The organism is Paenibacillus sp. XP01 (assembly GCF_057364885.1).
On the sequence record NZ_CP139481.1, the window covers coordinates 832,904 to 849,237 of the forward strand.

11 protein-coding genes, 2 rRNA genes and 1 riboswitch are annotated in these 16,334 nt (G+C 52.7%); of the genes, 11 read left to right on the top strand and 2 right to left on the bottom strand.

Annotation, left to right across the window (positions count from 1 at the left end; all coding sequences use genetic code 11):
* Positions 1 to 60 precede the first annotated feature (60 nt).
* The 3 genes from SNR34_RS03890 to SNR34_RS03900 all read left to right on the top strand — a co-directional run bounded on the left by SNR34_RS03890 (position 61) and on the right by SNR34_RS03900 (position 4,597).
* Positions 61 to 2,986, top strand: a 23S ribosomal RNA gene (locus SNR34_RS03890).
* A gap of 141 nt (positions 2,987 to 3,127) precedes the next feature.
* Positions 3,128 to 3,244: ribosomal RNA gene (gene rrf, locus SNR34_RS03895) — 5S ribosomal RNA — on the top strand.
* Between the two features lie 348 nt (positions 3,245 to 3,592).
* A complete protein-coding gene (locus tag SNR34_RS03900; RefSeq protein ID WP_486181182.1) occupies positions 3,593 to 4,597 on the top strand; it encodes a beta-ketoacyl-ACP synthase 3 in 1,005 nt (334 codons plus the stop codon).
* Between the two features lie 134 nt (positions 4,598 to 4,731).
* Here SNR34_RS03900 and SNR34_RS03905 read toward each other — a convergent pair whose 3' ends face one another.
* Complete coding sequence (locus SNR34_RS03905; RefSeq protein ID WP_486181183.1) at positions 4,732 to 6,669, bottom strand: amidase family protein; 1,938 nt, start codon at positions 6,667 to 6,669, stop codon at positions 4,732 to 4,734.
* A gap of 368 nt (positions 6,670 to 7,037) precedes the next feature.
* Here SNR34_RS03905 and SNR34_RS03910 point away from each other — a divergent pair, with 368 nt between their 5' ends.
* On the top strand, positions 7,038 to 9,167 hold the full coding sequence (locus tag SNR34_RS03910; protein WP_486182393.1) for a DNA topoisomerase III: 2,130 nt from the start codon (positions 7,038 to 7,040) through the stop codon (positions 9,165 to 9,167).
* A gap of 70 nt (positions 9,168 to 9,237) precedes the next feature.
* On the opposite strand, the gene SNR34_RS03915 is transcribed toward SNR34_RS03910, so the two are convergent.
* The gene (locus SNR34_RS03915; protein WP_236420595.1) at positions 9,238 to 10,422 is read right to left on the bottom strand and encodes an AraC family transcriptional regulator; all 1,185 of its coding nucleotides are present in this window, start codon (positions 10,420 to 10,422) and stop codon (positions 9,238 to 9,240) included.
* Positions 10,423 to 10,650: 228 nt separating this feature from the next.
* Between SNR34_RS03915 and SNR34_RS03920 the strand changes: the two genes are divergently transcribed.
* The 7 genes from SNR34_RS03920 (at position 10,651) to purB (ending at position 16,242) form a co-directional block, all read left to right on the top strand.
* Positions 10,651 to 11,568, top strand: a complete 918-nt coding sequence (locus tag SNR34_RS03920; protein WP_486181184.1) for an ROK family protein — start codon at positions 10,651 to 10,653, stop codon at positions 11,566 to 11,568.
* 113 nt (positions 11,569 to 11,681) lie between these two features.
* Positions 11,682 to 11,819, top strand: a complete 138-nt coding sequence (locus SNR34_RS03925; RefSeq protein ID WP_236420597.1) for a hypothetical protein — start codon at positions 11,682 to 11,684, stop codon at positions 11,817 to 11,819.
* A 125-nt stretch (positions 11,820 to 11,944) separates the two neighbouring features.
* Complete coding sequence (locus SNR34_RS03930; RefSeq protein ID WP_236420716.1) at positions 11,945 to 12,208, top strand: DUF1294 domain-containing protein; 264 nt, start codon at positions 11,945 to 11,947, stop codon at positions 12,206 to 12,208.
* Positions 12,209 to 12,308: 100 nt separating this feature from the next.
* Positions 12,309 to 12,743 carry a universal stress protein gene (locus SNR34_RS03935; protein WP_236420717.1) on the top strand — a complete coding sequence of 145 codons (435 nt, stop codon included), beginning with the start codon at positions 12,309 to 12,311 and terminating at the stop codon, positions 12,741 to 12,743.
* 260 nt (positions 12,744 to 13,003) lie between these two features.
* Positions 13,004 to 13,105, top strand: a riboswitch (purine riboswitch).
* A 163-nt stretch (positions 13,106 to 13,268) separates the two neighbouring features.
* Positions 13,269 to 13,754 (top strand): 5-(carboxyamino)imidazole ribonucleotide mutase, encoded by a 486-nt coding sequence (gene purE / locus SNR34_RS03940; RefSeq protein WP_339276050.1) that lies wholly within the window; start codon positions 13,269 to 13,271, stop codon positions 13,752 to 13,754.
* Positions 13,751 to 14,947, top strand: a complete 1,197-nt coding sequence (gene purK, locus SNR34_RS03945) for a 5-(carboxyamino)imidazole ribonucleotide synthase (protein WP_486181185.1) — start codon at positions 13,751 to 13,753, stop codon at positions 14,945 to 14,947. The genes purE and purK overlap by 4 nt, the downstream gene beginning before the upstream one ends.
* Positions 14,944 to 16,242, top strand: coding sequence for an adenylosuccinate lyase (purB, locus tag SNR34_RS03950; RefSeq protein ID WP_339276052.1), 1,299 nt, complete (start codon positions 14,944 to 14,946; stop codon positions 16,240 to 16,242). The genes purK and purB overlap by 4 nt, the downstream gene beginning before the upstream one ends.
* The last annotated feature ends 92 nt before the right edge of the window (positions 16,243 to 16,334 follow it).

A 16,334-nucleotide genomic window follows, 5' to 3' on the forward strand; every position in this document is an offset into this window, starting at 1 on the left:
CTGAACTTGTGTCAACAAGTTTATATATTAGTGAAAACTGCATTGCTCATCCGAGCAATTGGTTAAGCTACTAAGAGCACACGGAGGATGCCTAGGCGCTAGGAGCCGATGAAGGACGTGGCGAACAACGATACTGCCTCGGGGAGCTGTAAGCAAGCTTTGATCCGGGGATGTCCGAATGGGGAAACCCAGCTGGCGTAATACCCAGTTACTCTTGTCTGAATACATAGGGCAGGAGAGGCATACCAGGGGAACTGAAACATCTAAGTACCCTGAGGAAGAGAAAACAATAGTGATTCCGTCAGTAGCGGCGAGCGAACGCGGAACAGCCCAAACCAGGGAGCTTGCTCTCTGGGGTTGTGGGACGTCTCACATGGAGTTACAAAGGAGCCGGTTAAACGAAGAGGTCTGGAAAGGCCCGCCATAGAAGGTAAAAGCCCTGTAATTGAAAGTTGGTTCCCTCCGAGACGGATCCCGAGTAGTGCGGGGCACGTGAAACCCCGTATGAATCCGGCAGGACCATCTGCCAAGGCTAAATACTTCCTAGCGACCGATAGTGAAGCAGTACCGTGAGGGAAAGGTGAAAAGCACCCCGGAAGGGGAGTGAAATAGAACCTGAAACCGTGTGCTTACAAGAAGTCAGAGCCCATTTTAGGGGTGATGGCGTGCCTTTTGTAGAATGAACCGGCGAGTTACGTTCCCGTGCAAGGTTAAGGTGAGAAGCCGGAGCCGCAGCGAAAGCGAGTCTGAATAGGGCGACATAGTACGTGGACGTAGACCCGAAACCGGGTGATCTACCCCTGTCCAGGGTGAAGGTGCGGTAACACGCACTGGAGGCCCGAACCCACGCACGTTGAAAAGTGCGGGGATGAGGTGGGGGTAGCGGAGAAATTCCAATCGAACTCGGAGATAGCTGGTTCTCCCCGAAATAGCTTTAGGGCTAGCCTCGGAAAACAGAGTCGTGGAGGTAGAGCACTGATTGGGTGCGGGGCCCGCAAGGGTTACCAAGCTCAGTCAAACTCCGAATGCCATAGACTTACTTCCGGGAGTCAGACAGTGAGTGCTAAGATCCATTGTCAAAAGGGAAACAGCCCAGACCATCAGCTAAGGTCCCCAAGTGTGTGTTAAGTGGGAAAGGATGTGGAGTTGCACAGACAACCAGGATGTTGGCTTAGAAGCAGCCACCATTGAAAGAGTGCGTAATAGCTCACTGGTCGAGTGACTCTGCGCCGAAAATGTAACGGGGCTAAACACACCACCGAAGCTATGGCTTGATCTTATGATCAGGGGTAGGGGAGCGTTGTATAAGGGTTGAAGGTGTACCGTAAGGAGCGCTGGACATTATACAAGTGAGAATGCCGGTATGAGTAACGAAAAGATCAGTGAGAATCTGATCCGCCGAAAGCCTAAGGGTTCCTGAGGAAGGCTCGTCCGCTCAGGGTAAGTCGGGACCTAAGGCGAGGCCGAAAGGCGTAGTCGAAGGACAACAGGTCGAAATTCCTGTACCACCGTAAATCGTTACGAGCGATGGGGGGACGCAGTAGGGTAGTGACGCAGGCTGATGGATGCCTGTCCAAGCAGTGAGGCTGGTTAGTAGGCAAATCCGCTAACCATAAGGCTGAGCTGTGATGGGGAGTGAAAATTACAGTAGCGAAGGTCATGATCTCACACTGCCAAGAAAAGCCTCTAGCCAGATGAAGGTGCCCGTACCGCAAACCGACACAGGTAGGCGAGAAGAGAATTCTAAGGCGCGCGGAAGAACTCTCGTTAAGGAACTCGGCAAAATGACCCCGTAACTTCGGGAGAAGGGGTGCCCCGGTAGTGTGAATAGCACGAGGGGGCCGCAGTGAAAAGGCCCAAGCGACTGTTTAGCAAAAACACAGGTCTGTGCGAAGCCGTAAGGCGAAGTATACGGGCTGACGCCTGCCCGGTGCTGGAAGGTTAAGGGGAGCGGTTAGGGAGCAATCCCGAAGCTGTGAACCGAAGCCCCAGTAAACGGCGGCCGTAACTATAACGGTCCTAAGGTAGCGAAATTCCTTGTCAGGTAAATTCTGACCCGCACGAATGGCGTAACGACTTGGGCGCTGTCTCAACGAGAGATCCGGTGAAATTTTAATACCTGTGAAGATGCAGGTTACCCGCGACAAGACGGAAAGACCCCATGGAGCTTTACTGCAGCTTGATATTGAATTTGGGTACGATCTGTACAGGATAGGTGGGAGCCTGAGAAGCATGAGCGCCAGCTTGTGTGGAGGCACCGTTGGGATACCACCCTGATCGTATCTAGGTTCTAACCTGGTGCCCTAATCGGGTACGGGGACAGTGTCAGGTGGGCAGTTTGACTGGGGCGGTCGCCTCCTAAAGAGTAACGGAGGCGCCCAAAGGTTCCCTCAGAATGGTTGGAAATCATTCGAAGAGTGCAAAGGCATAAGGGAGCTTGACTGCGAGACCTACAAGTCGAGCAGGGACGAAAGTCGGGCTTAGTGATCCGGTGGTACCGCATGGAAGGGCCATCGCTCAACGGATAAAAGCTACCCTGGGGATAACAGGCTTATCTCCCCCAAGAGTCCACATCGACGGGGAGGTTTGGCACCTCGATGTCGGCTCATCGCATCCTGGGGCTGAAGTAGGTCCCAAGGGTTGGGCTGTTCGCCCATTAAAGCGGTACGCGAGCTGGGTTCAGAACGTCGTGAGACAGTTCGGTCCCTATCTGTCGTGGGCGTAGGAAATTTGAGAGGAGCTGTCCTTAGTACGAGAGGACCGGGATGGACGTACCGCTGGTGTACCAGTTGTTCCGCCAGGAGCACCGCTGGGTAGCTATGTACGGACGGGATAAGCGCTGAAAGCATCTAAGCGTGAAGCCCCCCTCAAGATGAGATTTCCCAGTATGTAAGACCCCTTGAAGACGACGAGGTAGATAGGCTGGGGGTGGAAGTGCAGCAATGCATGGAGCTGACCAGTACTAATCGGTCGAGGGCTTATCCAAAAAATGCAGGTTCTAAGATCGCAAATTTCGTTTCGAATCCAGTTTTCAGAGAGCAATCTCTGGGCTTGAGAATAGGCTGTCCTTTAAGGGCTGAACTTTTCTCGCAGCGATTTCGAGAAGCGTAGGCTTCGAAAAATCATGTTTGGTGGCGATGGCGGAGGGGTTCCACACGTTCCCATCCCGAACACGACCGTTAAGCCCTCTAGCGCCGATGGTACTTGGACCGCAGGGTCCTGGGAGAGTAGGAAGCCGCCAAGCGAAGAACCACTGCCGATGTCATCGGCGGTGGTTTTTTTTGTTTAAACTAGCAGCCCAATTAAGTTATTGGGCTGCTTTTTTTATTAAGAATCTTGTGCATCATTTGTTTTTGATGGAGCAGGACTCGGTCGTTGATCCTGTTCTGCAAACGGGTAATGCATGATCAGAGGCTCTTTAAGACATTACATATAATATTTATAAAGAGAACGTAATTTATCGTTGCTTCTTGGAATAGGTAACAGTATTGTAATGCCAATATGGCATGACTAATTAATCGACGATAATTTTAGTACCAGATACTAATAGTTGGTGCTATAATAGTGAAAACACACTAACGGAGGTGCTAGCATGTTGCAGTCAAAAGCTAAAATCACCGCATTTGGAACGTATGTCCCAGAGCGCATTCTGAGTAATGCGGATTTGGAAAAAATGGTCGACACAAACGATGAATGGATCGTTCAGCGGACGGGCATGAGAGAGCGCCGCATCGCAACTGAGGATCAATTTGTTTCGGACCTTGCCGTCAAGGCGGTGGAGGATATGATTCAACGCTACGGGGCAGACGTTCAAGACGTAGATATGATTCTGGTGGCGACGAGCACGCCAGAGTATCCTTTTCCCAACACGGCTTCCAGAATTCAGACAAAACTAAATATTCCGCAGACAGGAGCGATGGATTTAAGCGCAGCATGCGCGGGTTTTGTATATGGTCTGCAGCTGGCAGACAGCCTGATTACGAGCGGGATGTATCGCAAGGTGCTAGTGGTTGGCACGGAGACGTTATCGAAAATTACGGATTATACGGATCGTTCCACGTGCATTTTGTTTGGCGATGGGGCGGGGGCATTTTTGTTGGAACGGACCGAGGGGAAAGGAAATTCCCTTGCAGCGTTGTCCGGAACGCAGGGCGAAGGCGGCATACACGTTTATAGCAGCGGGCTCTCTTCCGAAATGGACGGCGTATCTCTTCAGGGGAATGGCAGTCTCGTGCAAAACGGCAGAGAGGTCTATAAATGGGCTGTGCGTCTGATCCCGGAACAAGTGCCGAAATTGATTGCCAAAGCCGGATTGCAGGCAGAGCAAATCGACTGGTTCGTGCCCCACAGCGCTAACCTGAGAATGATCGAAGCGATGTGCGAGCGCGGCCCGATTCCCATGGAACGTACGTTGACCAGTGCAGAGTATCGGGGCAACACGTCGGCAGCTTCCATCCCGCTGGCCATCCAACTTGCCGTGGATGCAGGGAAAGTAAAACAAGGACAGCGACTTGCTTTATTTGGATTTGGAGGCGGACTAACTTATGCTGGCCTTGTGGTGGAATGGGGAGTTCCTGATTCGGCTCAGCAAAGCTAAAGATTGCATTGATTCGAGGAAAAATGAGTGTTAATGATCAAACAATGGTCAACTAAAAAAGTACACTTCACTGTGTTAAGAGTGAGGTGTACTTTTTTTATGGAATGATTTTGTAATTAGTCCGTCATAACAGTTTATGGCGTGAATTTGGGTGCTTGGCGGTGGTGCGTTCCTTGCTCGTAGCTGTACGCCAGCTTGATCAGCGTACCTTCATCAAAGGCACGGCCAAGGAATTCCATACCTACGGGCAAACCTTCGCTGGTGAATCCGGCAGGCACGGTGATCGCCGGGAAGCCGGAGAATGGACTCAACCGGTTGTTGCCGCCGGAATTTTGTCCTTCGCCGATGACGCCCGCAGCTTGCGTGGATGTAGGATAAATGATGGCATCCAGATGATGGTCGGCCATCACTTTCAACAAGGAATCGCGAGTCAGCTGCGTACGTTTCAGCACGATATCCTTGTATTCGGTCGTATCGAGCGTGGCTCGCGCATCTCTGGCTTTCATGGATTGCTCTTGGGACTTATCGAACTGACCGGAAGCGATGATTTCGGACAGGCTGTGGTAAGGAGCTTCGTCCCCCAGCGATTCCAGGTAGTCATTCAGTTGGAATTTGAACTCGTATCCGCTAAGGCTTGGATATTTGTTGATTTCGGCAAGGTTCGGGATTTGGATCGGCACAGCCGTCGCACCCAGCGACTCCAGTTCTGTCACGGCATGGTTGATGACGTCGGCCACTTCTTTTTCCTCGGCTTTGGTGCTAGGAATCAGCTCGGTGGCTACGCCGATGCGTGCACCCTTCAACCCGTTCACATCCAGATAATCCGTGTAGCTGGAAGGAATACGGCCGACGCTGTACGCTGTGGCCGAGTCTTTTTTGTCATAGCCAACCGTGGCGTCGAGCATGATCGCAGCATCGCTGACGGTGCGTGCCATCGGACCGCCCACATCCTGGGTCAGCGCAAGCGGAATGATGCCGTCGCGGCTGGACAAGCCGATCGTTGGACGAATGCCGACCAGGCTGTTGAAGCTGGATGGGATCCGAATGGAACCGCCCGTGTCGGTACCCAGTCCGGCTGCGGCAAAGTTCGCGGCAATGGCTGCGCCCGTACCGCCGCTGGAACCGCCCGGATAGTGATCCAGTGCATAAGGATTCAGCGTTTGTCCGCCAAGCGAGCTGGAGGTGGTGATGCCAAAGGCGAATTCATGCAGGTTGGTTTTGCCCAAAATGATGGCCCCGGCATCTTTCAAACGTTTGACTTGCTCCGCATCCGTCGAAGGCACGGAATCTTTCAGGCAAAGGCAGCCCGCGGTTGTCGGCATGTCGTTGGTATCGAAGTTGTCTTTGACCAGCACCGGTATGCCGTGCAGCGGTCCGCGTGCGCCCTTCGTTGCGCGCTCCTCATCCAGAGCTTCGGCGATGTTCAGCGCTTCCGGATTCAGCGTCAACACGGCTTTGAGGCTGACGCCTTGATCATCGTATTTTTCGATCCGGTCCAGATACTTCTGAACCAGCTCTTTGGAGGTGATTTTTCCCTGCGTCATGGCAGCCTGAATCTCAGTAATCGTGGCTTCTTCCAGGACAAAAGGTTTGATGTAGTCATAAATGCGGTCTTTCAAGACGGCAACGTCATTTTCCGTTAATACCGCATTGGGCAGAAACAAGGATTCGGTGTATCCTTTCATCAGGCCCGCCTGGTTCAGGGCGCTTACGGCGCCAGCATAATCGGCATCATCCGGTACGTCCTTGAACGTCTCGGTCGCAGGCTCCAGCTTTAGCCATTGTTGCAGCGCCTTTGCCGCGTCCTTGCGTTTGACGGTTGTGCCTATAGGCGTGTCCATGGAAAAAGGAACGCCTGCAAGTGTTGCGGCTTCTTCCATCGCTTTCACAAAGGCTGCTGCCGTAGCAGGAGCTTTCCCAGCCGTTGCTGCTGCTGTTTTGCCCGCAGGTAGGGTTGTGCTGGCCGCTGCCGCTGCCGATGGAGCCGGGCTTCCAAAACCGGTGGCGAGCACTGCGCCTGCAAGAAGCAAGGCTCCTGTTTTTTTCATCATGGCTGATTGTTGATAACTCATGCCTTCACGCTCCCTTTTCTGAAAAAATCTGAAGATGTGCGATGGATCGGTGATCTATTTATTGATCCATTCTAATTACATGTTAGATATTCTAACAACATTTATATTTATTCAAAAAAACGCATACATAATGTTGTTTAATCTGTCATTCTTCGAATAGCTTTGATTCTCTTTCACCTAAAATAAAGTTGGGATTCGCTGTTATTTGTAATGTTATCTAACATTATAGTGGTGGTAAAAATTTAGGAGATTGGAATAAGGAGAAGATGAGGAGGCAGACGGATGTTGTGAAATGTTATAATGGACAGGATGGGAAAAACACGCCCCGAACGGGGAATTATGTGCTTCACGGGAAAGGAAGAGATCGATTGAAAACGTTGGTGCTCGCAGAAAAGCCTTCTGTCGCACGCGAGATTGCCCGAGTAATGGGCGCGCGTGATAAACATAAAAGTTACTTCGAAGGTCCGAAATATATCGTGACCTGGGCGCTGGGCCACCTGGTCGGCCTAGCCGAGCCCGAGGATTACGACAAAAAGTATGCCACCTGGAATCTGGAGGATCTGCCGATTCTGCCGGAACGCGCCAAGCTGAAGGTGCTCAAGGAGACGAACCATCAGTACAAAGCGGTGCAGCAGCTCATGAAACGCCAGGATGTCGGCGAATTGATCGTTGCCACCGATGCCGCGCGGGAAGGGGAACTGCTGGCCCGCTGGATCATGCAGATGGCGCAGTGGAAAAAGCCGTTCAAACGGCTGTGGATTTCCTCCCAGACCGATAAGGCGATCAAGGAAGGTTTCGCTTCGCTGAAGCCGGGCAGCCAGTTCGACCGTCTCTATGAGTCTGCGCGCTGCCGGGCCGAGGCTGACTGGATGATCGGGCTCAACGTGACGCGCGCATTGACTTGCCGCTTCAATGCCCAATTGTCCGCAGGCCGGGTACAGACGCCAACGCTGGGTATGATTATGGACCGCGAAAATGAAATCAACCGATTCCGTTCCGAGGAATATGAGACGTTGACCGCGGACATGGGCGATTTCCAAGCGACGTGGAGAGCTTCGGGCGGGGACGCGCGCATTTTCGACAAACAGCAGACCCAAGCGCTCAAGAAACGGGTTGAAGGCCGAGCCGGTGTGATTGCCCAAGTCAAAAAGAGCGAAAAAGTCGAGCCGCATCCGCTGGCTTACGACCTGACCGAATTGCAAAGGGATGCCAACCGAAAATACGGTTTCTCGGCCAAGCAAACCTCCAACGTGCTTCAACGCCTGTACGAGCAGCACAAACTGGTGACATATCCGCGGACGGACAGCCGTTACTTGACTTCGGATATGGCCGGCACGCTCAAGGAGCGTTTGGAGAGCGTGGCGGTGGGGCCTTATGCCGCGCTGGCTCGTCCTCTTTTGCGCAAAAGCTTGAATCTGACCAAACGCATCGTGGACGACAGCAAAGTGACGGATCACCACGCCATTATCCCGACGGAACAGACAGTGCTGCTCAACCAGCTGAACCCGGAGGAACGCAAGCTGTACGATCTGATCGTGCGCCGTTACATCAGCCTGTTCTACCCTGCGGCTAAATACGATTCGGTGGCAGTGACGGTAAAGGTTGGCGAGGATTCCTTCCATGTGAAAGGAACGACCGTGAAGGATAGCGGTTGGCGCGAAGTCTACGGGTCCGATTATACGGACGACGACGACGAATCGGCGGACGATTCGCTGGACCAGGAGCGTGCGCTTCTGCCGGAGGTGCACCAGGGCCAGAGCGTGACGATCCAGCGCTGCCACATCAAAAGCGGGCGCACCATGCCTCCGAAACGGTACACGGAAGCCGCGCTGCTGGCGCAGATGGAAAAACACGGACTCGGCACGCCAGCTACGCGGGCGGACATTATCGAGAAGCTGGTCAGCTCCGACACCATCGATCGCCAAGGCAACAGCCTGCACCCGACAGGCAAGGGCAAACAGCTGATCGAACTTGCTGCGCCGCAACTGCGCACGCCTGAGCTGACCGCCCGTTGGGAAGCCGAATTGGAGCGCATCGCGAGGGGACAAGGCAAGCCTGAGCCTTTCCTGCAGGGCATCCGCACGATGGCACGGGAGCTTGTATCGACCGTCAAGGGGAGCCAAGCCGAGTACAAACCGCATAACGTCTCAAACAGCCACTGCCCGGACTGTAATGCAAGGTTGCTGGAGAAGAAGGGCAAGCGGGGAAGGTTTCTCGTTTGTCCGACAGAGGATTGCGGTTATCGCCGTTCGGCAGAGAAACAGCTGTCCAATCGCCGTTGTCCGCAGTGCCACAAAAAGATGGAGCTGAAGGAAGGCAAAGCGGGAATGTTCGTGCGCTGCCTGCCTTGCGGCATTACCGAGGTGCTGGGCAAGGACAAGAAACATGTGAACAAGCGCGAGCAGCAGAAGCTGGTGAAGCAGTATTCCAAACAGGAGAGCCTGGGTTCGAACCTTGGCGACCTGCTGAAAGCGGCGCTGGAGAAAAAGGGTGAATAGGTTTTAGACTAGACGTCGATCTACGCTCTTGGCCCAATAGGATGCATGATGCGGTCGGCCGCATTCGCCGTCAGGACGTTCTGGCGGCAAAGCGGTCGCGGTATTGTTTCGGCGTGACGCCTGCATGCTTTTTGAATATTTTAATGAAATAACTTTGGTCGTGGAAGTTCAACAGGGGATAAATCTCGCTGAGACGATAGTCGGTAAAAACGATTAAATGTTTCGCTTCTTCAATCCGCTGTTTTTGAATGAACGTCTTGAGAGCCTCTCCCGTCTCGTCCTTGAATTTCCTGGACAGATAGGAGGGGCTCATTTTGACATGCGCTGCCAGTGTGCCTAAATCGAGGTCCTCATACAAATGCTCAAGAACATACTCCTGGCACATCAGGATATCCCTGGAAAAATGGGCTCGCTGAACGCGTTCCACCCGTTCCGTGAATTCAAGCAGGATCTGTTCCAACACAGGCTGAATGGAATCGATGTGAGGCATGCTTTCCACGTATTGAATGAACGTGTCGCTAAGCGTCAGTGCCACTTCCGAATACAATCCCCCCTCAATCGCTGCGCGGGTGCCCATCGTAATGGCCGCGATGATGAGGTTTTTTTTGCTGCGCAAATTGTCGGTTTTGGACAAGGTCCCATAGATTCCGTCCATGTTCACATGCTGGTTCAAGTAACGGAGCATCTTGACTTTGTTCCCCAGACGGATTTGTTCGAAAATCTTTTTCTCTGCCAGATAGGACTTATGGTAAAGGCTGTTCTCCCTTTGTTCCATGAGCGATATCTCGAGCGCATCCGCTTTGTGTTCTTCGTTCGGAAGCTGATCGTCCTCCAGTCTTTCGTTGTACAGAAGATAGTGCAATAGCGATGCGGTATGGATCAGTTGTCCGGGATCGGGCGGCTGCAATATTGCAGGCTCCAGGTGCTGGTCCATCGGATGAGGGTCCAAAAACTTGCGATAATTGGGCCACAGGATGAGACGGCCCTCGCCCATTTCGTGAGTGGTTAGGGGCATGACGATCATTTGATCCGCCTGATTGTTGATATTCACCAATTGTATCGGTTTCCGGAACTGGACGGATTGGATGGAGTGCAGCAGATCGGCAGGCGCCTTCTTCAGGTTCGAACGGGAAATGCGAAACCCGCCAAAAGACCACAGCTCATCCGAGCCGGGATACATATAAAAGACGGGAACGCGAGTGGCGTTTGCAACCAATTGAGAGGCCTGTTCAAGGGAAGTGATGGAGATCGGCATAAGATTAGAGCCTCCTTGTATGCACGAAGTCGAAAAAACACCTTTTTTCGCAAATAAATACCATAAATATAAGAGAGATCATTTTATATTTCAAGGGGACGTGCCATGAAGGTTTGGATGTAAAGCCAACCTTGGATATCCGTGTGCAACAGTTTGCATGATATGACTTAAGAGATAAGTGATAAGTACCTTTTGAGCCTTGAACTTAAATGCGGGGAGTCGATAAAGATGTATTTGGTTGTGGACATTGGCGGTACATTCGTGAAATATGCGTTGATGAGTTCCGGAGGGGAAATCCTGCATAAAGATAAACGCCATGTGGGCAGAACAAACCTGCAGGAGCTGGAAGATGCGTTATATTCGGTAATTGACGCACAGGACCTGTCCGACATTAAGGGCATCGCCCTGAGCTGTCCGGGAACGGTCGATGTGGAAACGGGCGTCATCTACCACGGGGGCAGCTTTCCGTTTTTGCATGAAGTGAATTTGCGGAAAATGATTCATGATCGATACGGAATCGAAGTATCCATCGAAAACGACGGCAAATGCGCGGCCCTGGCCGAGCTGTGGCTCGGCAGCGTCCGCCATGTGAGCAATTCGATCGTGCTTGTCCTGGGCAGCGGCATCGGTGCGGGGATCATCGTGGACGGCAAACTGCATCGGGGAGCGAACCTGTCTGCCGGAGAAGTCAGTTACATCATGAGCGACGTGGCTCCGGTGACGCGGGAGGCGACGTATTTTGGCCTGGAATGCTCGGCGGTGGAAATGGTGCGTACCATCGGCATGATGAAAGGGTTGGAAGACCCGACGGATGGCGAAGCCGTGTTTGAATTCATTGTGAACAAAGACCCTGAAGCGACAAAAGTTTTTGATAACTACTGCCTGAACGTGGCTGCACAGATCATGAATTTGCAATATGTCCTTGATCCGGACCTGTTTGCCATCGGGGGCGGAATCAGTGCCCAGCCTATCCTTATCGAGCGCATTCGGTGGGGTATCGACGAAATCAAACGAATCAACCCGTTCCATATGGCAAATCCCCAAATTACGGCCTGCGCATTCAGAAACGATGCCAATCTGTATGGAGCATTATATCATTTCATCGTGCAAAGGGATCTGAAGACGCGCAGCGTTCGGACATCATAACGCGTCGTTCGGAACTGGACGGGCTCAGGATAACGCAGCGGGGAGTACTGGCCAGAACGTCTGAATAAGTTACCTCTTTTTCAGGAAACGTAACGGTGGGAGGTGACTTGCAAATGCCGTATCATAAGCCGGAAAAGATTCATAATCAGCAAAACAAAGACAGTATTAAGGAAGAAAGCATCGGTGCGCGCCCGCAAAAAGCAGGCAAGAGAGTGCCCAGCCTGAACGGGATCCCGAAACAGGAATCCTAGGATTGCATCTCGCGGCTCATCGGCTGCCCGTAAAAAGGAGAGGTCAAGCTTTGTAGTTTGGCCTTTCCGGGATTATAATGAGGGTACAGGGAGATGTCCCGGGTTAGGGGGGCCGCTTGCAACATATGCAAACCGGAATCATTGTATGGTTTATTTTCATTAACGTGGTCGGATACCTCGTCATGTCGGATGACAAAAAAAGAGCCCAGCGCCGGAAGGACCGCACCCCGGAACGAACGTTGTTCTTGCTTGCCTTTATCGGCGGAGCGTTGGGTGTATGGATCGCGATGTACCGCAAAAGGCACAAAACCAAACATCCCAGTTTCGTGATCGGAGTACCGCTGCTGTTGTTCCTGAATGCAGTCATTTATGGATACTTTCTTTGGTAGATAAGCGGGACCTACCGAGAACTAAGGGCATGTCGCCTGTGATTCAACCGCTTGCGCAAGGTTTAAAGGGTGTTACATAACAAGGAAGGGACGGATGTTTATGTTATTCTCCAAAATTCTGGTTGCCTATGACGGTTCCAAAGCTTCAAACAAGGCTCTTGATCGTGCCATCGAGCTGGCAAAGGCGTCACCGGGGGCCGTAATAGATGTCGTCCATGCCTATGATTTTCCGCGCGTATTTATCGGTGAAGGACTGGCACCGCTGCCGCCATCGCTCAATAACGACTATTACAATCTGGCGGTGCAGACGACGGATGAGGCGAAAGAGCGTATCAAAGCTGCAGGTGTGACGGCAAATGTTGACCTGATCCAAGGGGCCGCTGCCGAGGTGCTGCTGGATTATGCCAAAGAGAACGGTTCCGACGTCATCGTGATCGGCAGCCGGGGGCTCGGCGGGATTCGCGAATTCGTACTGGGCAGCGTAAGTCATAATGTCGTGCAGCATGCCCGGATCCCTGTTCTTGTCGTTAAATAATCGTTTATTTAATAGTGGAAAACGCCTTGCGGCGTGTGGGCCGGCTTTCTTCCTTCATGGAGAAGCCGGCTTTTCCGTTTTTCTCATAATATAGACCGGTTTGATGTGGCTCGTTCTGTAATTTCCGAACATTAGATTTGTCAATATGTTAAATGTTCGTCTTTAAGTTGACATTCCTTGTAGGGGATTGTTAGAATGTTAGATGTGTCGATCAGATGAAAAAATGGTCGAACTGGTGCGAAAGTTTGGATTCATAATTCAATGACGAAATGATATTTGCTCGTATAATGCCGGGGATAGGGCCCGGAAGTTTCTACCTGGGAACCGTAAATTTCCGGACTACGAGGAGATACGGCTGTGAGTCGCATGCATTCCGATGCGGACAGCAAGCCCCCTTTTGGTATGCCCAAATGCTGGCGGCGTATTTCCTGGAGTCCGGTGTCCGGAGAAAATGTGATGTTTTCGCGGGTAGCGGACTTTTTGTTGTTTTAAACCAAAACGATCAGACGGGAGTGGAGTGAATTCATGTCAGTTCAGGTTGCTGTGATCATGGGCAGTAAGTCGGATTGGGAGACGATGAAGCATGCGTGCGAGGTGCTGGACGAGCTAGGGATCGGTTACGAAAAAAAGGTGGTATCCGCGCATCGTACGCCGGATTTGATGTTTGAATACGCCGAGCAGGCGGCCGGCAGAGGCTTCAAAGTCATCATTGCCGGAGCTGGCGGAGCAGCGCATCTTCCAGGCATGGTCGCTTCAAAAACGATGCTTCCGGTCATCGGCGTGCCGGTGCAATCCAAAGCGCTAAATGGTCTGGATTCCTTGCTGTCGATCGTGCAAATGCCTGGCGGCATTCCCGTGGCCACCGTGGCCATCGGCAAAGCGGGAGCGACGAACGCGGGACTGCTGGCTGCGCAAATGATCGGGGCATTCGATCCGGAAGTGCAAAGCCGGAGCGAAGCTCGGCGGGAGCGCATCAAGCAGGAAGTGCTCGAAAGCAGTGATGAGCTATGAGCGGAACGGAAAAAAGTAAAAACGGATCGCAGCATCGGGTGATGCTGCCTGGACATACGATGATCGGCATTCTTGGCGGGGGCCAACTCGGCCGCATGCTAACGCTTGCCGGTACTGCAATGGGATATCGCTTCATTACGCTGGATCCGGCGAAGGACGCTCCGTGCGGGCAGGTAGCCCGGCAGATCGAGGCCGGTTATGCGGATGAAGGAGCGGCGCTGGAGCTGGCTCGCCAATGCGATGTCATCACCTATGAGTTCGAAAATGTGGATGCGGGCGTTGCTGCCCTGCTTGAAAGGGAATCCTACGTACCGCAGGGAAGCAGCTTGCTTTATACGACGCAGCATCGACTCCGCGAAAAGAGAGCCATTGAAGCTGCAGGGGTCCGCGTTGCCCCTTATCGCGAGATTACGAGCGCGGACACGATGCAAGCAGCGGTTGGCGAACTGGGCGTGCCTTGCGTGCTCAAAACCGTTACCGGCGGCTATGACGGCAAAGGACAGCGCGTTATCCGCGATGCGTCCCAGGCTTTGAAAGCCTATGAGGAACTTGCAGCCACGGGAGCAGAACTCGTGCTGGAGCAATTCATCAAGTTCGATTGCGAGATTTCCGTCGTGGTCGCGCGCAGCACGGCAGGAGAGATCAAAACGTTCCCGCCTGCGGAGAATATTCATGTGAACAACATTTTGCATGCTTCTATCGTTCCGGCGAGAGTCCCTGCCGACATCCAGCTGGAAGCGCAAAAATTGGCCGCCGCGGTCGCGGAATCGATGGAGGCGGTTGGGCTGCTCGCCGTCGAGATGTTTGTGGCGGCGGATGGAAGGTTGTATGTGAACGAGCTTGCACCAAGGCCGCACAACTCGGGTCACTACACGATGGAGGCTTGCGCCACGTCCCAATTCGAACAGCATATTCGCGCGATTTGTGGATTGCCGCTCGGAGATACGACGTTGCTTAGTCCGGTGGTCATGGTCAACGTACTCGGGGAACATCTGGAACCGGTCATCGAGAGAACGGGCGCGCCGGATGCCGATGCCATTGAACTGGGTGTTATCCCCAAGCTTCATATATACGGAAAAACCGAGGCGAAAACAGGACGGAAGATGGGGCATGTCAATCTGCTTTGTCACGATGTTGAAGAAGGATTACAATGGATTGAACAAACTACGATTTGGAGGAATACAAATTCATGATCGAACGTTACAGCAGACCTGAAATGAGAGCCATCTGGACGGAAGAAAACAAATTCAAAGCATGGCTGGAAGTCGAAATTTGCGCATGCGAGGCATGGGCGGAACTGGGCGTCATTCCTAAAGAAGATGCAGCGCTGCTGCGCGAGAAGGCTACTTTTGACATTGACCGGATTTACGAGATCGAGCAAGAAACGCGCCATGACGTGATCGCATTCACGCGTACCGTATCCGAAAGCCTGGGCGATGAGCGGAAATGGGTTCACTACGGCCTTACATCCACGGACGTCGTGGACACGGCACTCGGTTATCTGCTCCGTCAAGCAAACGAAATCCTGGAGCGCGACATCGTGAACTTCATCGACATTTTGCGGGAAAAGGCACTGGCATACCAACACACGCCAATGATGGGACGTACGCACGGTGTACATGCCGAGCCGACGACGTTTGGTTTGAAAATGGCCTTGTGGCACGAAGAGATGAAGCGTAACCTGGAGCGTTTCCGCCATGCGGCAGACAACGTGCAATACGGCAAAATTTCCGGCGCGGTAGGCACATACGCCAACATCGATCCGTTCGTGGAAGAGTTCGTTTGTGCAAAGCTCGGTACGAAAGCCGCACCAATCTCGACCCAAACGCTGCAGCGCGACCGTCATGCGGAATACATGGCGACGCTCGCCCTGATCGCTACATCGCTGGACAAGTTCGCTACAGAAATCCGTGCATTGCAGAAGAGCGAGTTCCGCGAAGTGGAAGAAGCTTTTGCCAAAGGTCAAAAAGGTTCTTCGGCCATGCCGCACAAACGCAATCCGATCGGCAGCGAAAACATCTCCGGCCTGTCCCGCGTCATTCGCGGACACATGGTATCGGCATACGAGAACGTTACGCTGTGGCATGAACGCGACATCTCGCATTCTTCCGTCGAGCGCGTCATCCTGCCGGATGCAACGATGCTGCTGAACTACATGCTGAACCGTTTCGGCAACATCGTAAAAAACCTGACCGTGTTCCCGGAAAACATGAAACGCAACATGGAGCGCACGTATGGCGTGCCGTTCTCCGGCCGCGTCATGACGAAGCTGATCGACAAAGGCTTCAGCCGCGAGCAGGCGTACGATACCGTTCAACCGCGTGCGATGCAGGCATGGGAAGAGCAGCGTCAGTTCAAGGACATCGTGAAGTCCACACCTGAAATTACCGAGGCGCTGAGCGAAGAGGAAATTGAAGATGCGTTCAACCCGGCGTGGCACCTGAAACACGTCGACACGATCTTCAAAAAGCTTGGCCTTACCAACTAATCAAAAATATAAGCTCATTATGAGTTCACGCAGAAACGGAGAAGGCAGAAAAACCTGGAGAAGCGAAGCGGTCGCCTTTATCCCCGGATTTT